Below are 25683 nucleotides of genomic sequence, written 5' to 3'. Positions count from 1 at the left end.
GTTGGCGGGGGCTGACTCGCCGTTTTAACCGACGGCTCTATAGCAGATCTGAATGGCACGCTGATAGGCGCCAGAAAAAGACATTTGCAAAAGTCCGGATATTCCTTAGAATATGCGGCCTTTCGGGCACCTATGCCCGCTGTGCATTTAGATTTGCAGCACCGACTACAGGAACGATGTTCACATGCTAACAATCCGTCTTGCCCTTGGCGGCTCCAAAAAGCGCCCGTTTTACCACTTGACCGTAACCGACAGCCGCAACCCGCGTGACGGTTCGCACAAGGAACAGGTTGGTTTCTTCAACCCTGTTGCTCGTGGTCAAGAAGTTCGTCTGTCCGTGAACCAAGAGCGCGTAGCCTACTGGCTGAGCGTTGGCGCACAGCCATCCGAGCGCGTTGCAAAACTGTTGAAGGACTCGGCTAAGGCCGCAGCCTGAGCAATATGAACGCGACGCCAGCTGTTGCTGATGATTTGATCGTTATCGGCAAGATTTATTCTGTTCATGGCGTTCGCGGCGAAGTGAAGGTGTATTCCTTTACTGATCCGACTGAAAACCTGTTGCAGTACAAAACCTGGACGCTCAAGCGCGAAGGGAGTGTGAAACAGGTCGAGCTGGTCAGTGGACGCGGGAGCGACAAGTTCCTGGTCGCAAAGCTCAAGGGTCTTGATGATCGTGAAGAAGCTCGTCTTCTGGCCGGTTACGAGATCTGCGTGCCGCGCAACCTGTTCCCTGAATTGACCGACGGCGAGTACTACTGGTACCAGCTGGAAGGTCTGAAGGTTATTGATCAACTCGGGCAATTGCTGGGGAAAATCGATCATCTTCTGGAAACCGGCGCCAATGATGTAATGGTGGTCAAGCCTTGCGCTGGCAGCCTGGATGATCGCGAACGCCTGTTGCCCTATACCGAGCAATGCGTGTTGGCCGTCGACCTGGCAGCGGGCGAGATGAAGGTGGAATGGGACGCGGACTTCTAAGCGTGGCTAATTTGCGCATTGAAGTGATCAGTTTGTTTCCCGAGATGTTTTCCGCCATCAGCGAGTACGGCATCACCAGTCGGGCGGTGAAACAGGGGCTGTTGCAGCTCACCTGTTGGAACCCGCGAGACTACACGACGGATCGACATCACACTGTGGACGATCGCCCATTTGGCGGTGGCCCGGGCATGGTGATGAAGATCAAGCCCCTGGAAGATGCATTGGTTCAGGCCAAGGCAGCCGCCGGGGAGAGGGCGAAGGTAATTTACCTGTCCCCTCAAGGCCGTCAGCTGAAACAGGCGGCGGTACGCGAACTGGCGAATGAGGAAAGTTTGATCCTGATTGCCGGTCGCTATGAAGGCATTGACGAGCGTTTTATTGAAGCTCATGTCGATGAAGAGTGGTCGATTGGGGACTATGTATTGTCTGGCGGCGAGCTGCCGGCAATGGTCCTGATAGATGCGGTTACACGACTGCTGCCTGGAGCTTTAGGGCATGTGGACTCTGCGGAGGAGGATTCCTTCACGGATGGTTTGCTGGATTGCCCGCACTACACCCGACCGGAGGTGTATGCGGATCAGCGTGTTCCCGACGTATTGCTAAGTGGCAATCACGCACACATCCGGCGTTGGCGTTTACAGCAGTCCCTTGGTCGGACCTATGAACGACGCGCCGATCTTCTGGAAAGCCGCTCGCTTTCTGGAGAAGAGAAGAAGCTGCTCGAGGAATACATCCTCGCGCGGGACGATAGTTAACAACGTATCGATGGTAGGTCCATTGACTTACCTTAGGAGCACAGCATGACTAACAAAATCATCCTTGCACTCGAAGCAGAGCAGATGACCAAAGAGATCCCTACCTTTGCCCCGGGCGACACCATTGTCGTTCAGGTGAAAGTGAAGGAAGGCGACCGTTCGCGTCTGCAAGCGTTCGAAGGCGTGGTAATCGCCAAGCGTAACCGTGGTGTGAACAGTGCTTTCACTGTTCGTAAAATCTCCAACGGTGTTGGCGTAGAGCGTACTTTCCAGACCTACAGCCCGCAGATCGACAGCATGGCCGTCAAGCGTCGCGGTGACGTACGTAAAGCCAAGCTGTACTACCTGCGTGACCTGTCCGGTAAAGCAGCTCGCATCAAGGAAAAACTGGCTTAAGTCCAGCTTCCCGATGCAGAAAAAAGCAGCCTACGGGCTGCTTTTTTGTGTCTGAAATTTGTCCATTTGCCGGTATTGACCATGACCACCCGTCTCGAAGAAATCCAGCGCCGCACCGACCTGTCCGTCACCCGCGTGACCAAGGCCGTGTTCCCGCCTACCACCAACCACCACAACACCCTGTTCGGCGGCACCGCCTTGGCATGGATGGACGAAGTGTCGTTCATCGCCGCCACGCGCTTCTGTCGCTTGCCTTTGGTGACGGTCTCCACCGACCGTATCGACTTCAATCACGCAATCCCGGCCGGCTCCATCGTTGAGCTGATCGGCCGAGTGATCAAAGTCGGCAACACCAGCCTCAAGGTTGAAGTGGAAGTGTTTGTCGAGAGCATGAGCGCTGATGGCCGTGAAAAGGCGATCCAGGGCGTGTTCAGCTTTGTCGCGATTGACGCGGACAAACGCCCTGTACCGGTACTGCCTGGGTTTGCCGACTGATTACGTGGCGCTGCCGTTCTCCGGCTGAATCACCGCCAGCAGGGTCCAGCCGGCCGCCGGCTTCAAGCTGCTCTCGGGCGTGACCACATGCACCCAGCCGCTGGTGTCCCGGGCAAACAGCAAGGTGGTGCGCTCCCCGTGCAACGCCTGGTACTGCTCCCAGCCAAAGCCGTCGGTGAGGTTGGTGCTATACAGTTCGGCGCCCTGGCCCAACAGGCTGGTCAGTTTGGTATAGCTCAGGGGTTGGCTGCCCAGCAGGTGGCCGCGGTGTTCGTGGCTGGCCTTGTGTTTGTCGGTGCGGCGGCTTTCCTGGCTGCTGGCCAGGGCGAACAGGCGATGGCCGAAATCATGGCGAAAACGCATGGTCGCCAAGGCGTTCAGCTCGCCGGACGGGGAGAGCGCAAGCAAATGCCCCAGGCCGACCAGATCCAGATGGGACTCGGCATGTTGGGAGGCGGGGTTGCCGAAGTAGGTCGGCAGGCCTTCCATGCGACTGGCGCGGATATTTTCCCAGCTGGAATCCGTCAACAACACGCGGCTGCCCAATTGTTGCAACGCCTTGCCGAGTGCCCGCGCCGGGCCGTTCGCGCCGACGATCAGGAAACCGCTGGGCGCAGGCTCGGCGACTTTCAGCAGGCGCGCCAAGGGGCGTGCCGTGGCGCTTTGCAGCACCACGGTGCCGATGATCACCGCGAAGGTCAGCGGCACCAGCAATAACGCGCCTTCATGCCCTGCCTCATCCAGGCGAATCGCAAAGATCGCCGACACCGCCGCCGCCACAATCCCCCGTGGTGCGATCCAGGCCAGCAGCGCGCGCTCGCGCCAGTTGAGTCCGGAGCCAAAGGTTGAGAGCGCTACGTTCAGTGGGCGTGCAATAAACTGGATGATCACCAGCAGAATCAGCACGAATGGCCCCAGGGCGATCAAGGCATTCAGGTCCAGGCGCGCCGCCAGCAGGATGAACAGCCCGGAAATCAGCAGCACACTGAGGTTTTCCTTGAAGTGCAGGATGTGTCTTACATCCACACCCTTCATGTTCGCCATCCACATGCCCATCAGCGTGACCGCCAGCAGGCCGGACTCATGCATCACCTGGTTGGCGGCAATGAAGATGCCCAGCACACCCGCCAGCGTCGCCAAGTTATGCAGGTATTCCGGCAACCACTGGCGGCGCATGATCTGCCCCAGTACCCAGCCGCCGGCGATCCCGAACAGGCTACCGCAGAGGATGACGCCGCCAAAGGTCAGCAGGCTATGGCTCAAGCCGTCGCCCGAAGCCCGGGCAATAATGAAGCTGTAGACCACTACCGCCAGCAGCGCGCCGATCGGGTCGATGACGATGCCTTCCCAGCGCAGGATATTGGCGATGGAGGCTTTGGGGCGTACCACGCGCAGCATCGGCACGATCACGGTTGGCCCGGTCACCAGGGTCAGCGTGCCGAACAGCAGCGCGAGCATCCAGTCAAAGCCCAACAGCCAGTGAGTGGCCAGGGTGATCACTGCCCAGGTCGACAGGGCACCAACCGTGACCAGGCGATGCACCACGCTGCCGATTTCCTTCCACTCCGAAAGGTGCAGGGTCAGGCTGCCTTCGAACAGGATCAACGCCACGGCCAGGGACACCAACGGCATTAACAGAGGGCCGAACATCTCCTGCGGGTCGAGCCAGCCCAGTACAGGCCCTGCCAAAATACCCGTCAATAACAGAAACAGGATCGCCGGCAACTTGAGCCGCCAGGCCAGCCATTGGCAGCCCAGCGCCGCTACTCCAATACCACCAAAGGCCAGCAAAATCTGTTGTTCATTCATTGAAGCTTCCTGTTCCTTGAAGTAGCGGGCTATGAAAGACTAGCGGCCCTTGTCACAGTTCACTAAATAATTCGCACAGCCCCCATGCTGCGCCGCTTTGAGTGCCCATGCCCGCCATCGACCACCCTTTGATCGACCGTTTCCTCGACGCCCTCTGGCTGGAAAAAGGCCTCTCGGATAACACGCGCCAGGCCTACCGCAGTGATCTGGCCCTGTTCAATGGCTGGTTGCAGGAAAAAAACCTTGAGCTGATCAACGCCGGGCGCGAGCTGATCCTCGATCACCTGGCCTGGCGCCTGGAGCAGAACTACAAGCCGCGCTCCACCGCACGGTTTCTCTCCGGCGTGCGTGGCTTTTATCGCTACCTGTTGAGGGAAAAGCTCATCGCGACCGATCCAACTCTACAAGTCGATATGCCGCAATTAGGCAGGCCTCTTCCTAAGTCTTTGTCGGAAGCTGACGTGGAGGCTTTGCTGGCTGCGCCGGATCTCAGCGAAGCCATCGGCCAACGTGATCGCGCCATGCTGGAAGTGCTCTACGCCTGCGGCCTGCGCGTGACCGAACTGATCAGCCTGACGCTGGAGCAGGTCAACCTGCGCCAGGGCGTATTGCGTGTGATGGGCAAGGGCAGCAAGGAGCGGCTGGTGCCCATGGGCGAGGAGGCGATTGTGTGGGTCGAGCGCTACATGCGCGATGCGCGCCACGAATTGCTCGGTGGGCGCCCCAGTGATGTGCTGTTTCCCAGCCTGCGCGGCGAGCAGATGACCCGCCAGACCTTCTGGCACCGCATCAAGCACCAGGCCAAAGTGGCTGGAATCGGCAAGGCCCTGTCGCCCCACACCTTGCGCCATGCATTCGCTACCCATTTGCTCAACCATGGTGCCGATTTGCGTGTGGTACAGATGCTGCTCGGGCACAGCGACTTATCCACAACCCAGATCTACACCCATGTGGCACGCGCACGTTTGCAGGATATGCACGCCAAGCATCACCCGCGCGGATAAAAACGTCAGAAATGGCCCATTTCACTTGTCGCGGTCTGCCCTCCCGCCCAACTGTGGTAGGCTTTGCCGGTTCGCAAAGGGGACGGCACCCGTTGTGTTCCAGATCAGTATTCTGCTCCCGTCCCTGCCTCTGCCTTCAGGAGTTCCCATGCGCTTGACCCAGATTATTGCCGCCGCAGCCATTGCGTTGGTTTCCACCTTTGCTGTCGCCGATGATGCGGCCGAGCAGACCATTCGCAAGAGCCTGGCCAACCTGGCGCTCGACACCCCGATCGAAAGCATCAGCGCCAGCCCCATGGCCGGCCTGTATGAAGTCAAGCTCAAAGGCAGCCGTGTGCTGTACGCCAGTGCCGATGGGCAGTACATCGTGCAGGGCTACCTGTTCCAGCTCAAGGACGGCAAGCCGGTCAACCTGACCGAGAAGGCCGAGCGCCTGGGCGTGTCAAAGCTGATCAACGGCATCCCGGTGGCTGAAACCGTGGTTTACCCCGCCATCGGCGAAACCAAGACCCACATCACCGTGTTCACCGACACCACCTGCCCGTACTGCCACAAGCTGCACGCCGAGATACCGGCACTGAACAAGCTGGGTGTGGAAGTGCGCTATGTAGCGTTCCCGCGCCAGGGCCTGGGTTCGCCGGGTGACGAGCAGTTGCAAGCCGTATGGTGCTCGGCCGACAAGAAGGCCGCCATGGACAAGATGGTCGACGGCAAGGAAATCAAATCGGCCAAATGCGCCAACCCGGTTTCCAAGCAGTTCGCCCTGGGCCAGTCCATTGGTGTGAACGGTACACCGGCCATCGTTTTGGCCGACGGCCAGGTGATTCCGGGCTACCAGCCGGCGCCGCAAGTTGCCAAACTGGCACTGGGTGCCAAGTAAGCATTAATCGTCGAGCCTTTGACGATCATGACCCGCCGAACTGTCGACGGGTCATTAATTGAGAGCCGCAGTTGTGCGGCTGTTTTCACGGCCGACCTAGCGTCGGCCGTTTCATGGGGAGTTCTTCAGTGAAACCGGTCAAAGTAGGCATCTGTGGGTTAGGGACCGTCGGTGGCGGTACCTTCAACGTACTTCAGCGTAACGCTGAAGAAATTTCCCGCCGCGCAGGTCGCGGGATTGAAGTGGCGCAAATTGCCACGCGTTCGCCAAAGCCTCAGTTCGAAACGACCGGTATTGCGATTACCAACGATGTATTCGCCGTGGCCACCAACCCTGAGATCGATATCGTCATCGAGCTGGTAGGCGGCTACACCGTGGCCCGCGAGCTGGTGCTCAAGGCCATCGAGCACGGCAAGCACGTGGTCACCGCCAACAAGGCGCTGATCGCCGTGCACGGCAACGAGATCTTCGCCAAGGCTCGCGAGAAGGGCGTGATCGTGGCGTTCGAAGCCGCGGTGGCCGGCGGTATCCCGGTGATCAAGGCGATCCGTGAGGGCCTGTCTGCCAACCGCATCAACTGGGTGGCCGGCATCATCAACGGCACCGGTAACTTCATCCTCACCGAAATGCGCGAGAAAGGCCGTACCTTCGAAGACGTACTGGCCGAAGCCCAGGCCCTGGGTTACGCCGAGGCCGACCCGACCTTTGACGTGGAAGGCATCGACGCAGCGCACAAGCTGACCATCCTGGCCTCCATTGCCTTTGGTATCCCGCTGCAGTTCGACAAGGCCTACACCGAAGGCATCACCAAGCTGACCACTGCCGACGTGAACTACGCCGAAGCCCTGGGCTACCGCATCAAGCACCTGGGCGTGGCGCGCAGCACCCCGGCAGGCATCGAGTTGCGTGTGCACCCGACGCTGATCCCGGCCGACCGCCTGATCGCCAACGTCAATGGCGTGATGAATGCGGTGATGGTCAACGGCGACGCCGCCGGCTCCACCCTGTTCTACGGCGCCGGCGCCGGCATGGAGCCGACCGCCTCGTCGGTGATCGCCGACCTGGTGGACGTGGTCCGCGCTATGACCAGCGACCCGGAAAACCGCGTACCGCACCTGGCCTTCCAGCCGGACTCGCTGTCGGCCCACCCGATCCTGCCGATCGAAGCCTGCGAAAGCGCCTACTACCTGCGCATCCAGGCCCAGGACCATCCGGGCGTGCTGGCCCAGGTCGCCAGCATTCTGTCGGAGCGCGGTATCAACATCGAATCGATCATGCAGAAGGAAGTCGAGGAGCAAAACGGCCAGGTGCCGATGATCCTGCTGACCCATCGCGTGCTCGAGCAGCATATCAACGATGCCATCCACGCCCTCGAAGCCCTGCAAGGTGTGGTCGGCCCGGTGGTGCGCATTCGCGTCGAGCACTTGAACTAACCGATTTGTTCCAGGGGCCCCGCACCTTCGGCGGCCTCTGTTCGAGAATGTTTTAGAGGAGCCAGTCATGCGTTACATCAGCACCCGCGGCCAGGCACCGGCCCTGAATTTCGAAGACGTCCTGCTGGCAGGCCTTGCCACCGACGGCGGCCTGTACGTGCCGGAAAACCTGCCACGCTTCACCCAGGAAGAAATCGCTTCCTGGGCCGGCCTGCCGTACTACGAGCTGGCGTTCCGGGTAATGCGCCCGTTCGTCACCGGCAGCATTCCGGATGCGGACTTCAAGAAGATCCTGGAAGAGACGTACGGCGTGTTTGCCCACAGCGCCATCGCGCCTTTGCGCCAGCTGAACGGCAACGAGTGGGTGCTGGAGCTGTTCCACGGCCCGACCCTGGCGTTCAAGGACTTCGCCCTGCAACTGCTGGGGCGCCTGCTGGACTACGTGCTGGAAAAGCGCGGCGAGCGCGTGGTGATCATCGGCGCCACCTCCGGTGACACCGGTTCGGCTGCCATCGAAGGGTGCAAGCACTGCGAAAACGTCGACATCTTCATCCTGCACCCGCACAAGCGCGTGTCGGAGGTGCAACGTCGCCAGATGACCACCATCTTCGGTGAGAACATCCACAACATCGCCATCGAAGGCAACTTCGATGACTGCCAGGAAATGGTCAAGAACAGCTTCGCTGACCAGAGCTTCCTCAAGGGCACACGCCTGGTGGCGGTGAACTCGATCAACTGGGCGCGGATCATGGCCCAGATCGTCTACTACTTCCACGCCTCCCTGCAGCTGGGCGGCCCGGCGCGTTCGGTGTCGTTCTCGGTGCCGACCGGCAACTTCGGCGACATCTTCGCCGGTTATCTGGCACGCAACATGGGCCTGCCGATCAATCAGTTGATCGTTGCTACCAACCGCAATGACATCCTGCACCGCTTTATGAGCGGCAACCAGTACGTCAAGGAAACCCTGCACGCCACCCTGTCGCCATCCATGGACATCATGGTGTCGTCTAACTTCGAACGCTTGCTGTTCGACATGCACGGTCGCAATGGCGCGGCGCTGGCCGAGTTGATGAGCAGCTTCAAGCAGGGTGGCGGTTTCAGCGTCGAGCAAGAGCGCTGGACCGAAACCCGCAAGCTGTTCGACTCCCTGGCCGTGGATGATGCGCAGACGTGCGAAACCATTGCCGAGGTCTATGCCCAGACCGGCGAAGTGCTCGACCCCCACACGGCTATCGGCGTGAAGGCTGCGCGCGAATGCCGCCGTAGCCTGGATATTCCGATGGTGATCCTGGGTACCGCGCACCCGGTCAAATTCCCCGAAGCGGTGGAGAAGGCCGGTGTTGGCAAGGCACTGGAATTGCCGGAGCACCTGGCCGACCTGTTCGAGCGTGAAGAGCGCTGCACCGTGCTGGCTAACGACCTGAAGGCGGTGCAGGCGTTTGTCAGCCAGCATGGCAATCGTGGCAAGCCGCTCTGATGCCCGCGGTTGATCAGATTACATCCGGCAGTTAGCTTTTTTGCAGTCGGCCAAGCCCGTCCTCGTGACGGGCTTTTTTATTTTGGCGAGCCATACTTGTTCCTTCGCCCAATCAAGGAAGCCAAATCGGTGCAGGTTTTGATTCAATGGACAGTGCGGCTGATGTGCATGCTGTGGCTTACCCAACTACCGGTAAGCCTGGCGGCCGTCAGCCTGCCTTTCAAGCTGGTGCCGGCGTTTATCCCGCTTGAGCCTTTGCCCCTGGCGCCCGCAGAGCAGCAGTGGCTGGCGACGCATCGGACGTTGAAGGTGGGTATTTCCATTGATGACTATCAGCCGATCGATATCACCCGCGACCGCAACCGCTACCAGGGTATCAGTGCCGATTACCTGAGCCTGGTCGGCGCGCGCTTGCAGGTGCCGATGCAGGTGCTGGGCTTTGCCGAGCGGGCCCAGGCGGTCGAGGCGCTGCGCAGTGGAGCCATCGATATCCTGACCAGCGCCAACGGCTATGAGCGCGATGTGCCCGGCTTGCAGTTCACCCAGGACTACATGCCCGATCGGTCAGTGGTGGTGCTGCGTCGCGATGAGCTTCAAGAGGACGACCTGGCGGGCAAGAAAGTCGTATTGCTCGATGGCTACGCCAATGTGCACAACGTGCAGGCGGCCTACCCCGATAGCCACATCATGCTCGCGCCCAACCTCTACAGCGGCCTGGAGGCGCTCAAGCAAGGTGATGCCGATGCGTTTATCGGCAATGAAGTGATTGTGCGGGCCTACAAATCGCTGCGGCCTTACCTGGGGTTGCAGATCAAGGAACAAAGCCGGCTGGCGCCCATCGGCTTTGCTTTCGCCACCCGCCAGGCCGACCAATTGCTGGGGGCGATGATGAACCGCGCCTTGGCGAGCATTGACGAGTCGGTGCAGCGGGAGATCCTGGGCCGCTGGACCACAGGGCTCGGTGTCGGCTTCAGGGGTGAGCGCGTTGAATTGTCGGCCTCGGAGCGCACCTGGCTGTTGCAGCATCCCCATGTCGTGGTGGTGGCGCAGCAGATGTCACCTTACATATTCAAGGACAAGGACGGTCACTGGGTGGGTTTGAATGTCGACCTGCTGCACCGCATTTCGCGCATGACCGGTTTGCAGTTTGTCTTCGAAGAGGTGCACTCCACCGCGCAAACCCTGGAATGGCTGGAAACCGGCAGGGCGCAGATGAACACCACCCTGGCGTCGAATCAGGAGCGCAGGGCGCTGCTCGACTTCAGTCATGGCTTTGGCGGCTCCGGCTGGGTGTTCGTCGAACGCGCCGATGCCACGCCGCTGACTGGGTTGAAGCAGTTGGAAGGCAAGGTCCTGGCGCTGCCGGCGCGCCATGTGCTGGAGAGTTACATCCGCCAGATGCACCCGCAGATCAAGCTGCGCCTGGTGGACAATTACGCCCAGGCCCGCGAACTGGTGCAACGGGGCGAGGCCGCTGCCACGTTGCAGACTGAGGTGGAGGTCCAGAGTTACTCCCAGGAAGGCTTGCGTATTGGCCGCAGTGTCGACGGCAAGTGGTCATCCAATTGCTTGTCGGTACGCAAGGACCAGCCTGAGCTGCTGAGTATCCTGAACAAGGCCCTGGAAGCCTTGCCGGTGGCCGAGTTGAGCGCACTGCGCCTGCGCTGGATCGGCGCTGTGGCGATCCCCCTACCGGCCTGGCAACGGGTGCCGCCCTGGGCGTATTGGATGGTGGCCACGGCGCTGCTGTTTGTGCTGGTATCGCTGGTGTGGAACAGCCGGCTCAAGCGTCAGATTCGCCAGCGGCTGGAGGCCGAGCAGCGGCTCAATGACCAATTGGCGTTCAAACGTGCGTTACTCGACGGCATGCCCAACCCGCTGTTTGTGCGCGACCTGGCCGGGCGGCTGGTGACCTGCAACAAAAGCTATGAACAGCAACTGGCGACCCGGCTTGAGCTGATTCAGGGGCTGACGCTGCTGGAAAGTGGGGTAATGCCCGAGGCCACGGCGGCGCGCCTGCACGCCGGCCATATGGAACAACTGGCCACGCAACAGTCGTTGTTTGTCGATCGCGAGCTGGAGTTCAACGGCGGCAGCTTTCACGTTTACCAGTGGACGGTTCCGTTCTTCGATGCACAGGGCCGCTTGCAGGGGCTGCTGGGCGGCTGGATCGATATCAACGAACGCAAAGACCTGGAGCACCAACTGATGGATGCCCGCCAGGCTGCCGACGAAGCGAACTACGCCAAAAGTGCATTTCTTTCTGCGCTAAGTCATGAAATTCGCACACCCATGACCGCCATCATCGGTTTGCTCGAGCTGGAGCAGGAACGCTGCCTGGCAAGCGGCCAGCCCGTCTCTGAAGCATTACAGGTGGCCCATCGTTCGGCGCGCGAGCTGATCGCGCTGATGGGCGACAGCCTGGACCTGGCCAAGATCGAGGCCGGTCACCTGCAACTGGTTCCGCAAACCACCGAGTTGAAGGGTTTTTTCGAAGGCATCCAGCGTCTGTTCGAAGCCACGGCGCAAAAAAAGGGCCTGCATTTGACCCTGGCGTTTGATCCTGCGGCCAAGGGCTATTACTGGTTCGATCCGCTGCGTTTACGCCAAGTGATGCACAACCTGCTGGGTAATGCGCTGAAGTTTACCGAGCAGGGCGGGGTGCGGCTCAGCGTCACCTGCCAGCGGGATGAGTCTGATACCGAATACCTGCACCTGTGCGTCGAAGACAGCGGCCCGGGGATCAGCGCCGAACAGCAGCCAAGGTTGTTCAAGCCGTTTACCCAAGTGAGCGCATTGACCGCGGCGGAACATGGCGGCACCGGGCTGGGCCTGAGTATCTGCAAGCAATTGGTGGAGTTGATGGGCGGTCGCATTCACTTGGCAAGCGTGGTGGGTGAGGGCACCGAGGTGTGCATCGACCTGCGCCTTGATCGGGTCAGCACCGACGATGTGCCGGCCACGCCAGCGCCAGCGTTGCCCCCAGCGGGGCGTAGCCTGTCGGTGCTGGTGGTGGATGATTTGGCGGCCAACCGCTTGGTGCTGGCGCAGCAGTTACAGTTCCTGGGGCATCAGGTGATCGCCCTGGATTCGGCCGAGGCCGCTTTGCAGCGATGGCGCGAGCAGCGTTTCGACGTGCTGGTGACCGATTGCCAGATGCCGGGTATGTCTGGCTATGCCTTGAGCGAGGCGGTCCGGCGTATCGAAACCGAAGAACAACGGCCCCGTTGTGCGTTGATCGGTTGCACGGCGAACGCGATGAAAGATGAACAAAGACGCTGCGAGGACGCGGGTATGGATGAGCTGCTGGTCAAACCGGTGACTCTGGAGGATTGGACGCGCGTGCTGGCGCGGGTGGCGCCGCAGCGTTCGTTTGATATCCAGGCCCTGCGTACCATGACCCAGGCTGACGGGCCTGTGCTGCATAGCATGTTGCAAGAACTGGCAAAAAGCCTGGATCACGAGCATGAGGTATTGGCCGGCGCATTGGCCGAGCGTGATGTTGCGCGCTTGAATGCGGCGCTGCATCGGCTCAAGGGTATTTGTTCGCTGGTGGATGCGTTGCCGTTGGCCAAGGCTTGTGTGGCGCTTGAGCAATGCGCGCGGGAGCAGCGTGGGGCTGAGCTTGAGGAGCCGTGGTTGAGGTTGTCTGAGGTGTTGAAGGTGTTTCGTCGCGATCTGCAGCCTTATCTGGACTGATAGCTGACGCGATGCAATGTGGGAGGAGATTTGCTCCCGTGACGGCTTGGCAGCAGATGAGTATCTAACTGATGGTATTGGTCCCAAATGTGGGAGGGGGCTTGCCCGGCTCGGTGTGCCCGTAATCCGCCATGGATTTGGGGGGCCGCCGCCACGCGCCATCCATGGCGCGGGGCGGCTAAACCGGCATCCCTGCCGGTTTACCCCCCAAATCCCTGTCGAATTCCGGCCAGCGTGGTTTGACGGGGCGCCTGAGATCAAAAGCAGGTCAAGATCAAGATCGGCTTGCTTCGCATCGTGGTTAGCGGTGGCGTCAACCAAGTTGTGCGCTCCGCTCGACAGCATTTCGGACACGTCCTATGGGACGCTTCGCGTCTTATGGCTACTGTGAAGGACTTTTCCCAGTACCGACTCCATGACCCATGCGCTCTCTCAATGTCCTGATCCTCGAAGACAACCCGTTTCAGCTGATGGCACTGCACCAGATGCTCAATGCCAATGGCGTGTTCAATGTACTGACTGCTGAAGATGTCGAAACGGCTCGCCAGTCCCTGGACAGCAAAGGCCCGGTGGATGTCGCCATCTGCGATCTGTATCTGGAGCAGGGCGATGGGCTGGAGTTGATCCGCGAACTCGCCGAGCGCCGTTTGGCTCAAGTGCTGGTTCTGCTCAGCAATGCTGAGCCCGATGTGCTCGAAGGCGTGGCGAACATGGCCCGGCAATTGGGCCTCAACGTGCTGGCGTGCTTGCCCAAGCCGGCTTCGGCAACGCTGATCGGGCAGGTGTTGGCCGATTGTCAGCGGCACTTGCGCCCGGGGCCAGCGGTGCTGTCCTGGGAGCGTGTGCGCCAGTTGCTGGGGTTGAGCGCGCGAGAACAACTGCCACCGTCGGCGGATGTCAGCCAGGCCACTATCGCAGCCTGCGGCAGGGTCTGGTACCAACCCATCGTCAGCCAGGCCGGGGTGTTGCAAGGGGTGGAGGCGCTGGCGCGTTGGCAGTTGCCGCACGCTCAATTGCTGCTGCCCGAAGAGTTCCTGCCGGTGTTGGAGTTTGCCGGCATGGAAGAGGCCTTTACCTGGCATGTGCTGGAACAGGCACTTGGCCTGGCCAACCAGGTCATGGGCGAGACCGGCCAGGTGCTGCCGGTGGCGGTGAACATTCCCGGACGTATGCTTGAGCGCACACACTTCCCACAAATATTGCAGGGGCTGCTGCAACTTCACGGCATACCCGCCCATAGCCTCACCCTGGAGCTGGTGGAAACCTCAACGCTGAAAACCGACAGTGCCCACCTCACTGGCTTGCTGCGCCTGCGGATGCTGGGTTGCCAGTTGTCCATCGGGGATTTCGGCATGGGTGGCACCAGCTTGCAGCATTTGCTGGAGTTGCCTTTCACCGAACTGAAAATCCCCCCGGCGTTTGCCTGCGGAATGGCCGATGACGATCGCAAGGCGGCGGTGGTGGCGGGGGCCATGAGCATGGCCGCGCGTCTGGATATCGCCGTGGTCGTCACCGGGGTTGAAAGTGCTGCCGACTACCACGCTGTGGGTGAGCTGGGGGCGGCGTGGTTGCAAGGCTGCTTCATTGCCCGGCCGATGGAGGCCGAGGCGCTCAAGCAATGGATTGCGTTCCAGGCTAGGCCAGCCCGTGTTCCTGCACATAAATAAACAGAGCGGCATCATTGGCCAGCCCAAGTTTGCGCATGGCGCTGACTTTTTGCGCACTGACGGTCTGCTTGCTGCGATGCAGGTGCGCGGCGATCTGGCCCACCGTCATGCCAGTGGCCAACAGGCGAATCACCTCCAGCTCCCGGGGTGACAACTGTTCCTGGGAGTGCAGGCGATCGGCACCGACTTCTCCGGCCAGGCTCAGCGCCTGGCGAATGGTCTGGGCCACGTAGGTGCGTTGCTGGCGGACCTGACGAATCGCCTGCGGCAGTTCATCGGCCAGGCTGGCCTTGCTCAAAAGGCCCATCACGCCCAATGTCAGAATCGAGTGAAACAAACCGGCATTGTTGAGCATGGTGACCACCACAATCGGCAGGTCCGGGTAGTGTCGGCGCAGTTGGTCGATCAGGCGCAACCCGTCGGCATGGGGCTCGGCAGGCATCATGAAGTCGGTCACCAGCACATCGCAGGCACAGTCTTGCAGCAACGCATTGAGGGCCTGCGGCGAGTTGGCCTCCCCGACGATGCTGATGTGCGGGTCACGCTCAAGCACTGCGCGCAGGCCAATCAGAAAAATCGGATGATCGTCGGCAATGACGACGCGCAAAGGTGTTTCAGACGCAGCTCTCAAGGCAGGCTCCCAGGTAATCCAGGGATTCTAGCGTGTGAGCCTGTGTTTTTTCTCTGTCATCTTTTCCGTGCATGCTCGTTTTCCTCAAGCAGTGGATTACACAAAAGGTAGAACTTTCTGCTTTGAGCACGGGTCACTTGAATGTCAGCCTCTTCGTGACATTTTTGTTTTTCGAACCTTTTTCGAATGATTGAGTGGTGATCGAGATGGAAAGTATCCACCTATTGCTCAGTGAAGCACTGAGCCCTTATCAGGTTACGCTGACCACTTCTGGTGTGCGGGAAGACTGCCTGGTAACCGTAAAGAATCCCGGCGGCGCGATTGTGGTCGAGCGCGACGTCGATCGCGCGCAATTGTCCGACAAGCGTGCGCTGGTGGATGTCGCGGATTGCCTGCTTCGCGACGTGAAAATCGCCGAAGGGCGCCTGGAACCCTCGGTCATTGCTGCCTTGCGCAATGCTGCCCAAACCCGTGGCGGCGCACTCGCATGAAACATTATTTTTCTTCGGAACCTTCCTACGCGGCGGTCAGTCAGAGTCCGTAACAGCAAGAGCAATCATTGTGCTCCGGTGTTTGTCGCTTGCTGTGCGTGCCTTGTTAAGGCCACGTTTAACCCCGAGTTGTCTCCCCACTGCTCGGGGTTTCTTTTTGCCTGCGATTCTCAGATCGCGCCATTCTCACGCAGACGCGCAATAGCTGCCGCGTCGTAGCCCAGGGCATTGAGCAGCACATTGTTGTGTTCACCCAGCTGCGGGCCCACCCATTCACAACTGCCCGGTGTATCCGAAAGCTTGGGCACGATGCCCGGCATCTTGAAGTGCTTGCCGTCCGGGAGCTGAGCCTTGAGGAACATCTCCCGGGCCAGAAATTGCGGGTCGCCCAGCATGTCTTCGGCGCTGTAGATACGGCTGGCGGGTACTTCGGCCCTGTTCAGTTGCTCAATCACCTGCTCCAGCGGCAGCGAGTTGACCCAGCGGTCGATCACGCCATACAGCTCGTCGCGGCGGCTGTCACGCCCATCGTTGCTGGCCAATTGCGGGTCGTTCGCCAAGTCGTCACGGCCGATGCTCGCCATAAAGCGCTTGAAGATTGCATCGCCATTGGCGCCGATCTGCACATGCTTGCCGTCGGCGCTGGTGTGGATCGAAGACGGTGTAATGCCGGGCATGATGTTACCGGTACGCTCGCGAATAAATCCGAACACATCGAACTCGGGAATCATGCTTTCCATCATGGCGAAGATGGCTTCGTACAGCGCCACATCCACCACTTGGCCCAAGCCGCCGTTGACCTCGCGATGACGCAGCGCCATCAGCGCGCCGATCACCGCCCACAGCGCGGCAATCGAGTCGCCGATGGAGATCCCGGTGCGCACCGGCGGGCGGTCTTCGAAGCCGGTGATATAGCGCAAGCCGCCCATGGATTCACCCACGGCACCAAACCCTGGCTGATCCTTCATCGGCCCGGTCTGGCCGAAGCCCGAGAGGCGCACCATCACCAGCTTGGGGTTTAGAGCGTGCAGGGTTTCCCAGCTCAGGCCGAGTTTTTCCAGCACGCCGGGGCGGAAGTTCTCGATCAGGATGTCGGCGTCGGCCAATAGTTTTTTGAGGATTGCCAGGCCGTCGGGGTGCTTGAGGTTGAGGGTCAGCGACTGCTTGTTACGGGCCTGTACGAACCACCACAGCGAGGTGCCTTCATACAGCTTGCGCCATTTGCGCAGCGGGTCGCCGCCGTCCGGGGATTCGACCTTGATCACCTCGGCACCGAATTCAGCGCAAATGCGTGAGGCAAACGGGCCGGCGATCAGGGTGCCCAGTTCGATGACTTTCAGGCCGGCAAGTGGTTTGGCGTTGAGCGACATGGGGATCCTTACAAGCGCGGTACGATGGTGTCCTGCTTTTTAACATAGGCGAGCCGCCCGGATGCAGCGCAGTATTCGTTGAATGACCTCGCCATCGGTTAGACTGGCCGCCTTTCCTTGTCTTTAGAAGCCCGTTCATGGCCCAGCCGTCCACGACCTACAAGTTCGAACTCAACCTCACCGACCTCGACCGTTCGGTGTACGAGAGTGTCAAACAGACCATTGCCCGCCACCCTTCGGAAACCGAAGAGCGCATGACCGTGCGCCTGCTGGCCTACGCCCTCTGGTACAACGAGCAACTGGCGTTCGGGCGTGGCCTGTCGGATGTAGACGAACCAGCCCTGTGGGAAAAAAGCCTGGATGATCGGGTCCTGCACTGGATCGAAGTCGGCCAGCCGGATGCCGATCGCCTGACCTGGTGCTCGCGCCGCACCGAGCGCACCAGCCTGCTGGCCTATGGCAGCCTGCGTGTGTGGGAAGGCAAGGTAGTGCCGGTGGCCAATAACCTGAAGAACGTGCACATCGCTGCCGTGCCCCAGGAAGTGTTGGAGACCCTGGCCAAGGACATGCCGCGGGTGATCAAGTGGGATGTGATGATCAGCGAAGGTACGATCTTCGTGACCGACGACCGTGGCCAGCATGAAGTGCAACTGCAATGGCTGGTTGGCGAGCGCGGTTGAAAAGTTGGGAGCTGGCTTGCCTGCGATGCATACCACTCGGTACATCAGACACACCGAGTGGATGCCATCGCAGGCAAGCCAGCTCCCACACTTGATCTTTGTTGCGTTCAATATCTGTGTTTAACCGATGTATTAGAAGAGAAGCGCCCGTCACCCCATGCGTATCGATCCCCGCCCATTGCCCGCCGTCCTGCCTTTTCTCGGTGAATTGCCGCCGCTGTTGACCCGTCTCTATGCCGCGCGCGGGGTGCAATCGGAAGCTGAGCTGGACAAGAGCCTGGCGCGGTTGATTCCCTACCAGCAGCTCAAAGGGATCGACGCGGCGGTGGACTTGCTGGTGACCGCCCTGGAGCAGCGCCAACGCATCCTGATCGTTGGTGACTTCGACGCCGATGGCGCCACGGCGAGCACCGTAGGTACCCTGGGCCTGCGCTTGCTTGGGGCGGCCCATGTCGATTACCTGGTGCCCAACCGTTTCGAGTACGGCTACGGCCTGACGCCGGAAATCGTCGCGGTGGCGTTGCAGCGCGAGCCCCAGTTGCTGATTACCGTGGACAACGGCATCTCCAGCGTCGAAGGCGTGGCGGCGGCGAAAGCGGCGGGGCTGAAGGTGCTGGTCACCGACCACCACTTGCCCGGCGATGAACTGCCGGCCGCCGACGCCATCGTCAATCCGAACCAGCCGGGCTGCACGTTTCCCAGCAAGGCCCTGGCCGGTGTCGGCGTGATCTTCTACGTGTTGATGGCCCTGCGCGCGCGGTTACGCAGCCTGGGTTGGTATGACAACAAACCCCAGCCGAACATCGGTGAACTGCTCGACCTGGTGGCCCTGGGCAGTGTCGCCGACGTGGTGCCGCTGGACGCCAACAACCGCATCCTCGTTCATCAAGGCCTGGAGCGCATTCGTGCCGGTCGGGCGCGGCCAGGCATCAAGGCGATCCTGGAAGTGGCCAAGCGCGACCACGCTCGCATCACCTCCACCGACCTGGGGTTTATCCTCGGCCCGCGGCTGAACGCGGCCGGGCGCCTGGATGATATGAGCCTGGGCATCGAATGCCTGCTCACCACCGACGCTGGCGCCGCACGGGAAATGGCCGCGCAACTGGACGGCATGAACCAGGACCGTAAATCCATTGAACAAGGCATGCAGCGCGAGGCCCTGGCCCAGCTCAAGGACTTGCCGGTGGAGTCGATGCCGTACGGTTTGTGCCTGTTCGACCCGGAGTGGCACCAGGGGGTGATCGGCATCCTCGCGTCGCGCATGAAAGAACGTTACTTCCGCCCGACCATTGCCTTTGCTGACGCGGGCGACGGCCTGCTCAAGGGTTCTGGGCGTTCGGTGCAAGGCTTTCATATCCGCGATGCGCTGGCGGTTGTGGCAAGCCAGCATCCCAACCTGATCAGCAAGTACGGCGGTCACGCCATGGCCGCCGGGTTGACCCTGCCCGAGGCGAACTTCCCGCTGTTTGCGCAAGCCTTCGATGCCGAAGTGCGTCGGCAGCTGCGTGAAGAGGACCTCACCGGCCGCCTGCTCTCCGACGGCACCTTGGCCGTGGAAGAGTTCCACCTGGAGCTGGCCCGCGCCCTGCGTCACGCCGGCCCTTGGGGGCAACACTTTCCGGAGCCGTTGTTTCACGGTGTGTTCCAGTTGGTGGAGCAGCGGGTAGTGGGGGAGCGGCACCTGAAGGTGGTGCTCAAGAGCGAATGCGGGTCAGTGAAGCTTGATGGCATCGCCTTCGGCGTGGACCGCGAGGTGTGGCCGAACCCGACGGTGCGTTGGGTGGAGTTGGCTTACAAGCTGGATGTGAATGAGTTTCGTGGCAATGAGACTGTGCAGCTGATGATTGCCCACATCGAACCGCGCTAGATATTACTGACAATACAAGACAAATGTGGGAGGGGGCTTGCTCCCGATAGCGGTGCATCAGTCACTAAATCATTGACTGACATTCAGCTATCGGGAGCAAGCCCCCTCCCACATTGGGTCCTGTGTGCAGCCTGGAGCTACTCGGCTTTGGCCTGGTGCTTGACGATAATATCCACCAAGCGCTTGGCCAGCGCCGGGTAGTTTTCATCGAAGTGGTGCCCGCCCGGCAGCTTCATGGCTTCGCCCACTGCGGTCTTGTCGGTGCAGCCACTCTCGTCGACTTCCTCTGCACCATAGATGCACACGACCTTCTCAGGTGGCAGCTTGGCCATTTCCGGGCCGGTGGCGGCTTCTTTGCCGGCGTTGCCCAGCCAACCTTCCACTTCGATTTCAAAGCTGCCAGTGCGCGCAAATGCCAACAGGATGATCGCATCGACGCGCTGCTGTTCGTTTTCCGGCATACGGTTGTAAATGGCCGGCAGTACATCGGCGCCGAACGAATAACCGGTCAGCACGAAGCGCTTGGTGCCCCACTTCTGCCGATAGTGTTGCATCAACTCGGTGAGGTCCTTGGCGCTTTGCTCCGGGCTCTTGTGCTGCCAGTAGTAGCGCAGTGTGTCGATGCCGACCACCGGGTAGCCGATCTTCGCCATCTCGCCGGCCACATCGCGGTCCAGGTCACGCCAGCCGCCGTCACCGGAGAGGAACAGGGTCACGGTGTCTTTGGCCTGCCCGGCAGGAACTTCCACCACGGGAATCGCCAGGCCACCGTTGTCCGAACCGACCAGTTGCTTGCGCAGCTCGTTGTTCAGCACTTGCGGGTAATGAATGTCGTAGTCGCTGATGCTGGTGGTGGCACGCGGCGTGTCACGTACGAAGCTGGCGCTTTCATCGTCGGGATTGTCGTTCCACGCCACCAGCCAGTTGCCGTGGGCAGAGGTCGTGGGCAGCGGGTCGTTGCAGCCTTCCTGTTTCAGGGCAAAGCCGACGGAGATCGCGTTAGCCTTGTCATCATTCTGAGTGGCCAGCCAGCGCCAGGCGAGCGCAGCGCCAGGGCCGATGCCGCTGACCAGGGTCGCCGGGCCTTTGAGCTGGGCCAGGGCGCCTTGCAGCGCTTGTTCCTGCAGCTTGCAGTCATCCTTAGGCAGGATCACCTGAACGATTTGCGCCGCGCCGCCCTGGCTCAGGGCAACCAGTTGGCTGTCGGTCAGCGCTTCATCGGCCATCACGGCCACAGCCACACGGGCTTTGGCGGCGCTGGCGGGGGTGACGCGGGTCATTACCGAGCCATCGGCCTGGGGCAATTGCTCCAGGGTCGGTTGCGGGGCAGGGCGATTCCAGTACCAAAAACCACCCGCCACGACCAGCGCGAGCAGCACTACAAAGGCCAATACATACCGCCAGGAGCGTCGAATCATCAGCGTTTCACCAATCCAGTCAAGCCGCCCGCGATCAGGGCGGCGGTATCGGCCAGTGCCACCAGCGGATCAAGTCCTGCGGGCACGGCCATGTAACGGGGTTCCCAGTCGGGCTGGAACTTGTCTTTGAAGCGGCGCAAACCTTGGAAGTTATACAGTTGCTCGCCACGGCGGAACACCATCGAGCCCAGGCGCTGGGTCAGCGGTGCGCCACGGCGCGGTTGCAAGCCCGACAGCGGCACCATACCGAGGCTGAAGCGGGCGTAGCCGTGGTTCTTATAATGTTGAATCAGGCCCACCATCATGAATTCCATCGTGAGCTTGGGCGCGTCGGGGTGGGCGCGCATCAGGTCAAGGCTGGCCAGGTCATGATTGTAGGTCTCGAGCAGGTTGGCGAAGGCTACCGGGCGCCCTTCGAAGCGAATGATCGCGATACGGAAGTGCTTGAGGTAGTCGTCGCTGAAACGGCCCAGGGAGAAGCCTTTTTCCCGCACATTCTTACCTGTAAGCCAGGCATCGGAGATGACTTTTAATTCATCCATCGGCGCCTGGCCCGGTTCGAAGATTTCCAGGGACAAGCCGTCCCGGGTGCCACGGTTCCAGGTGTAGCGCAAATCCTTCATCTCTTTGCCCTTGGCTTCCAGGTCAAAGCGTTTCAGGTCGACGCGGGCTTCCTCGCCCAGCTTGATCGCGGTGAGGCCGATGTCCATGTAGTACGGCAGGTTCTCGGCGCGTACCTGGTAGAACACCGGTCTTGCGTGGTGGATATCGCACAGGTCACGGAACTGCCAGATCATCTCGGCGCGCGGCTGGGTCGGGCCGATCGGGTCGTACAAGGCCACTAGGCTGCGCCCGCGACGGGCGTACATCAGGAAGGCTTCATCGTTGGGGTGAAACAGCAGCGCCTTGTCGCCGGTCAGCGCCAGGCCGCCGTCGGGTTGGGACGAGGCCATCAGGATCTTGCTGGCGCGCTCCAGTTCTTCCGGGGTGGGCAAGTGGATGACCGGGCGCGCCGTGCGCAGCAGCCAGGTCAGCGATACGATCACCAGCAGCACCGCAGCGCCCAGCAACGAGCGCAAACCGCGGGGGGCGTTGGCGTCGAGGGTGAACTGCCACCACAGTTGATGGCTGTAAGGCACATCCTGATAGGCGAACAACAGCAGCCAGATCGAGGCGCCGAGTACACAGACACTGGCCACCAGGTAAAGCGGCGAAAACGGCAGCTCGGTCAAGCGGCTGGCGCGGTAGAACGAGCGGCGAAAGATCGCCAGCAGCACCGCGGTCATGGTCATCAGGCTGGCTTCTTCCCAGTCGAAGCCCTTGAGCAACGAGAGCAGGGCGCCGACCAGCAGCAGCACCATGGTCAGCATCCAGGCCGCCGACAAACGTCGACGCAGGCCCTGGGCGAGCAACAGGCACAACACGCCGATCAGGCTGGCACCAAAGTGCGAGGCGTCAATCAGGCGGTGGGGAATCAGGAAGCCGATGTTTTCCAGGCGTGAGTCGATCTCTGGCGTGGCGCCGGAAAACAGCAGGACCACGCCGGACAAAAAAACCAGGACGGCCAATACCGGCGCTGCCAGCCCCGACGCCACCCGCAGGCTTTGCTGGGTCTGGAACAGGCGCTGGGCCTCGTTGACCAGCAGGAACACACAGGCGATCAGCAGCGGCAATACCACGTAGATCATCCGGTACAGCAGCAAGGCGGCAGCCAGGGGCGCGGCACCGAGTTTGTCGGCGAAGGCCGCCAGCAGGATCGCTTCGAATACACCCACGCCCCCCGGCACATGGCTGAGCACACCGGCGGCCAGTGCCAGCAGGTACACCAGCAGGAACGGGCCGAAGGGCGGTGCTTCCGGCAACAGCATATAAAGGACGGCAGCGGCAGCGGCTACGTCGAGGGCGGTGATGATCAACTGCAGGAAGGTCAGGCGGCGGCCCGGCAGGCGCAGGGTGCGACGCCCGGCCTTGACCAGCAGGTTATCGGGGTAGGGCTGTTCCGGCAGGCGACGACGATAGATGCCGATGCACAGCATGGCCGACAACACCAACACGGCGCCGGAAATCCCCCCGAGCAGGCTTTGCGGTAAATGCAGGTAAGTCGAAGCCGCCGGCAAATTGCTCAGCGTGGCCAATGCGGCCAGTGGCGGCAGAGCACAGCCCAGGGCCAGGCTGGCGAACACGGTCATGTGCGCCACTTCCGATGCGCCGATGCCGTGGCGTGCATATAAACGGTAGCGCACCGAACCGCCCGAGAGCATCGACAAGCCAATGGCGTTGCCGATGGCAAAGGCAGTGAAGCCGCCCAGGGCCAGGGTCTTGGCGGGTAACTTCACGCCGGCATAGCGTGCGCCGGAAAATTCATAACCAAGCAGGATAATGAAACCTGCGACTGCCGCTGCAAACGCACCGAGCAAGGCTGGCTTGGGCACTTCCAGAATCGAATCGTGGAGTGCGTAGAGGTCCAGTTCCAGCAGCAGGTGTCGGCAGGCGATCAGGGCGATTGCAAACAGCAGCAGCGTTACGGCCAGGCCAATGGGCTGGCGATACTTGCTCAACAAATCCAGCCATCGCAAGCGGGTCGGCGTGATCGGTTGTTCTGCTGTGACGGTGTCTTGTGGTTCAGACGAGTTGGCGCGCATCAATCACCTCGTGGATTGTGCGCGACAGGATGGGGGTATCCGGCCAAGTTACCAATCCCTATGGACAAAATAATTACAAATATTAACGCGGATCACCGGGGTCGGCGACTGCGGCCATTGGTCGTAGAGGGTAGCGCTTGAGCATTGAGCCTAGCGTGCAATGAGATGGACTCTACAAACCGACTACGGTTTCATGAAAGATGCCATGCCATTGTTTCAGAAGAACTTTTTCGTCGGATACAAAAAAGGCCACTCTTTCGAGTAGCCTTTTTTGATGTTTGGTTGCGGGAGCCGGATTTGAACCGACGACCTTCGGGTTATGAGCCCGACGAGCTACCAGACTGCTCCATCCCGCGTCTGTGGGCGGCATTCTACAGCCAAGCGGCGAGGTGTCAACCGTTAATGAGCCGATGGACCAAATAAGCGCGAATTATTCTGAAATCAAAGTGTTGGCGGTGTTTTCAGGCGCAGCGGGAGAAAACACGCGAGCACAAAAAAGGCCACTCTTTCGAGTAGCCTTTTTTGATGTTTGGTTGCGGGAGCCGGATTTGAACCGACGACCTTCGGGTTATGAGCCCGACGAGCTACCAGACTGCTCCATCCCGCGTCTGTGTGTCGGCATTCTACAGAGGAACGCGAGTGTGTCAACCTGTAAATCAAACAAAAGCGCTTGTGGTTCAATCGGTTAGCTCTCCAAGGCGGGGTCATGAAGCGCTTCGGGCCAGTCAGGCTGAGGCTTTCAGCTCTATCGGAAGGCTGAATTCGATTGAGAAAATAAATTCATCGGGGAAACTTCCTACCACTTAGAAGGAAGAATCAAACTACTGGTGCTATATACAGGGGTGAATGCGATACTGGCCACCCGTTGGTTCACACCCCGTTTATATGACGCAGCGCAAAATCATCCACGTCGACTGTGATTGCTTCTACGCCGCCATCGAGATGCGTGACGACCCGAGCCTGGCGCAAAAGCCCTTGGCTGTGGGCGGCTCGGCGGACCGGCGGGGGGTTATCGCTACCTGCAACTACGAAGCGCGTGCGTATGGAGTTCGTTCTGCGATGTCGTCGCGCCACGCCTTGAAGCTGTGCCCCGACCTGACCATCGTCAAGCCGCGCATGGATGCCTATAAAGAAGCATCGAAGGAAATCCAGGCGATCTTTCGCGACTACACCGACTTGATCGAGCCGTTGTCGCTGGATGAAGCCTACCTCGACGTCTCCGACAGCCCGCATTTTGGCGGCAGCGCCACGCGTATTGCCCAGGACATCCGTCGGCGGGTCTCCAACCAGCTGCATATCACCGTGTCTGCCGGGGTGGCGCCGAACAAGTTCCTGGCCAAGATCGCCAGCGACTGGAAGAAACCCAACGGCCTGTTCGTGATTACCCCGGACCAGGTCGAAGACTTTGTCTCGCAGCTGCGGGTCAGCAAGCTGCACGGCGTTGGCAAGGTCACCGCCGATAAGCTCGCGCGCCTGGGCATCGAAGACTGCTTGCAGCTGCGCGAGTGGAACAAACTGGCGCTGGTGCGCGAATTCGGCAGTTTTGGCGAAAGACTCTGGAGCCTGGCCCGTGGGATTGATGACCGCGTGGTGCAAAACGACAGTCGTCGACAGTCCATCAGTGTGGAAAATACCTACGATGTGGACTTGCCGGATCTTTCAAGCTGCCTGGCTAAACTTCCCGAATTGATGGAAACCCTCGCGGGGCGTATGGCGCGCATCGACAGCAGCTATCGGGCGGGCAAGCCGTTCGTCAAAGTGAAGTTTCATGACTTTACCCAGACGACGCTGGAGCAGGCGGGGGCAGGGCGGGATCTGGAGAGTTATCAGCAGTTGCTGACCCAGGCGTTTAATCGCGGGAGCAAGCCGGTGCGTTTGTTGGGGATTGGGGTGCGGTTGCTGGACCTGAGCGGCGGTAACGAACAGCTCGAGTTCTCCTGGTAGAAACCCGAAACAAATGTGGGAGCTGGCTTGCCTGCGATAGCGGAGTG

The 25683-nt window shown here is 60.5% G+C and carries 20 protein-coding genes and 2 tRNA genes; 15 read left to right on the top strand and 7 right to left on the bottom strand.

What is annotated here, in order from left to right; translation table 11 throughout:
* Window positions 1-184 precede the first annotated feature (184 nt).
* The 5 genes from rpsP (at window position 185) to J1G33_RS07760 (ending at window position 2624) form a co-directional block, all read left to right on the top strand.
* On the top strand, window positions 185-436 hold the full coding sequence (rpsP, locus tag J1G33_RS07780; RefSeq protein WP_003175899.1) for a 30S ribosomal protein S16: 252 nt from the start codon (window positions 185-187) through the stop codon (window positions 434-436).
* A gap of 5 nt (window positions 437-441) precedes the next feature.
* The gene (rimM, locus tag J1G33_RS07775; protein ID WP_003175898.1) at window positions 442-978 is read left to right on the top strand and encodes a ribosome maturation factor RimM; all 537 of its coding nucleotides are present in this window, start codon (window positions 442-444) and stop codon (window positions 976-978) included.
* A complete protein-coding gene (gene trmD, locus J1G33_RS07770) occupies window positions 960-1733 on the top strand; it encodes a tRNA (guanosine(37)-N1)-methyltransferase TrmD (protein WP_223017894.1) in 774 nt (257 codons plus the stop codon). The genes rimM and trmD overlap by 19 nt, the downstream gene beginning before the upstream one ends.
* A 45-nt stretch (window positions 1734-1778) precedes the next feature.
* Window positions 1779-2129, top strand: coding sequence for a 50S ribosomal protein L19 (rplS, locus tag J1G33_RS07765; RefSeq protein ID WP_003175895.1), 351 nt, complete (start codon window positions 1779-1781; stop codon window positions 2127-2129).
* An 81-nt stretch (window positions 2130-2210) separates the two neighbouring features.
* Complete coding sequence (locus J1G33_RS07760; protein WP_005791095.1) at window positions 2211-2624, top strand: acyl-CoA thioesterase; 414 nt, start codon at window positions 2211-2213, stop codon at window positions 2622-2624.
* Here J1G33_RS07760 and J1G33_RS07755 read toward each other — a convergent pair whose 3' ends face one another.
* On the bottom strand, window positions 2625-4433 hold the full coding sequence (locus J1G33_RS07755) for a sodium:proton antiporter (protein WP_223017893.1): 1809 nt from the start codon (window positions 4431-4433) through the stop codon (window positions 2625-2627). It lies immediately after the preceding gene.
* A gap of 107 nt (window positions 4434-4540) precedes the next feature.
* On the opposite strand from J1G33_RS07755, the gene xerD reads away from it, so the two are divergent.
* The 6 genes from xerD (at window position 4541) to J1G33_RS07725 (ending at window position 14593) form a co-directional block, all read left to right on the top strand.
* Window positions 4541-5437, top strand: coding sequence for a site-specific tyrosine recombinase XerD (xerD, locus tag J1G33_RS07750; RefSeq protein WP_078822235.1), 897 nt, complete (start codon window positions 4541-4543; stop codon window positions 5435-5437).
* Window positions 5438-5585: 148 nt separating this feature from the next.
* The gene (locus J1G33_RS07745; protein ID WP_005791088.1) at window positions 5586-6317 is read left to right on the top strand and encodes a thioredoxin fold domain-containing protein; all 732 of its coding nucleotides are present in this window, start codon (window positions 5586-5588) and stop codon (window positions 6315-6317) included.
* Window positions 6318-6445: 128 nt separating this feature from the next.
* Window positions 6446-7750, top strand: coding sequence for a homoserine dehydrogenase (locus J1G33_RS07740; RefSeq protein ID WP_005791086.1), 1305 nt, complete (start codon window positions 6446-6448; stop codon window positions 7748-7750).
* 67 nt (window positions 7751-7817) lie between these two features.
* A complete protein-coding gene (gene thrC, locus J1G33_RS07735; RefSeq protein WP_032879637.1) occupies window positions 7818-9227 on the top strand; it encodes a threonine synthase in 1410 nt (469 codons plus the stop codon).
* Between the two features lie 129 nt (window positions 9228-9356).
* On the top strand, window positions 9357-12926 hold the full coding sequence (locus tag J1G33_RS07730) for a transporter substrate-binding domain-containing protein (RefSeq protein ID WP_223017892.1): 3570 nt from the start codon (window positions 9357-9359) through the stop codon (window positions 12924-12926).
* A gap of 422 nt (window positions 12927-13348) precedes the next feature.
* Window positions 13349-14593, top strand: coding sequence for an EAL domain-containing response regulator (locus tag J1G33_RS07725; RefSeq protein ID WP_032879641.1), 1245 nt, complete (start codon window positions 13349-13351; stop codon window positions 14591-14593).
* Here J1G33_RS07725 and J1G33_RS07720 read toward each other — a convergent pair.
* On the bottom strand, window positions 14562-15224 hold the full coding sequence (locus tag J1G33_RS07720) for a response regulator transcription factor (RefSeq protein WP_223017891.1): 663 nt from the start codon (window positions 15222-15224) through the stop codon (window positions 14562-14564). The two genes, J1G33_RS07725 and J1G33_RS07720, sit on opposite strands and share 32 nt — an antisense overlap.
* A 206-nt stretch (window positions 15225-15430) precedes the next feature.
* Here J1G33_RS07720 and J1G33_RS07715 point away from each other — a divergent pair, with 206 nt between their 5' ends.
* Window positions 15431-15715, top strand: a complete 285-nt coding sequence (locus tag J1G33_RS07715) for a DUF3509 domain-containing protein (RefSeq protein WP_032803962.1) — start codon at window positions 15431-15433, stop codon at window positions 15713-15715.
* Window positions 15716-15885: 170 nt separating this feature from the next.
* Here the strand turns inward: J1G33_RS07715 and J1G33_RS07710 are convergent, their stop codons facing one another.
* A complete protein-coding gene (locus J1G33_RS07710; RefSeq protein WP_223017890.1) occupies window positions 15886-17085 on the bottom strand; it encodes a CaiB/BaiF CoA-transferase family protein in 1200 nt (399 codons plus the stop codon).
* Window positions 17086-17222: 137 nt separating this feature from the next.
* Between J1G33_RS07710 and J1G33_RS07705 the strand changes: the two genes are divergently transcribed.
* Window positions 17223-17765 carry a YaeQ family protein gene (locus J1G33_RS07705; RefSeq protein ID WP_003193952.1) on the top strand — a complete coding sequence of 181 codons (543 nt, stop codon included), beginning with the start codon at window positions 17223-17225 and terminating at the stop codon, window positions 17763-17765.
* Between the two features lie 157 nt (window positions 17766-17922).
* A complete protein-coding gene (gene recJ / locus J1G33_RS07700; protein ID WP_005791065.1) occupies window positions 17923-19632 on the top strand; it encodes a single-stranded-DNA-specific exonuclease RecJ in 1710 nt (569 codons plus the stop codon).
* A gap of 137 nt (window positions 19633-19769) precedes the next feature.
* On the opposite strand, the gene J1G33_RS07695 is transcribed toward recJ, so the two are convergent.
* The 4 genes from J1G33_RS07695 to J1G33_RS07680 form a co-directional block, all read right to left on the bottom strand.
* Window positions 19770-21050 carry an AcvB/VirJ family lysyl-phosphatidylglycerol hydrolase gene (locus J1G33_RS07695; RefSeq protein WP_103734883.1) on the bottom strand — a complete coding sequence of 427 codons (1281 nt, stop codon included), beginning with the start codon at window positions 21048-21050 and terminating at the stop codon, window positions 19770-19772.
* On the bottom strand, window positions 21050-23692 hold the full coding sequence (mprF, locus tag J1G33_RS07690; RefSeq protein WP_005791060.1) for a bifunctional lysylphosphatidylglycerol flippase/synthetase MprF: 2643 nt from the start codon (window positions 23690-23692) through the stop codon (window positions 21050-21052). Before mprF ends, J1G33_RS07695 begins: the two co-directional genes overlap by 1 nt.
* A gap of 279 nt (window positions 23693-23971) precedes the next feature.
* Window positions 23972-24048, bottom strand: a tRNA-Met gene (locus J1G33_RS07685).
* A 174-nt stretch (window positions 24049-24222) separates the two neighbouring features.
* Window positions 24223-24299, bottom strand: a tRNA-Met gene (locus J1G33_RS07680).
* A gap of 278 nt (window positions 24300-24577) precedes the next feature.
* Between J1G33_RS07680 and dinB the strand changes: the two genes are divergently transcribed.
* Window positions 24578-25636, top strand: coding sequence for a DNA polymerase IV (gene dinB, locus J1G33_RS07675; RefSeq protein WP_223017889.1), 1059 nt, complete (start codon window positions 24578-24580; stop codon window positions 25634-25636).
* Window positions 25637-25683 lie beyond the last annotated feature (47 nt).

The organism is Pseudomonas sp. P867 (assembly GCF_019891455.1).
GTDB lineage: Bacteria > Pseudomonadota > Gammaproteobacteria > Pseudomonadales > Pseudomonadaceae > Aquipseudomonas > Aquipseudomonas synxantha_A.
This window is presented reverse-complemented; position numbering and strand designations above follow the sequence as displayed.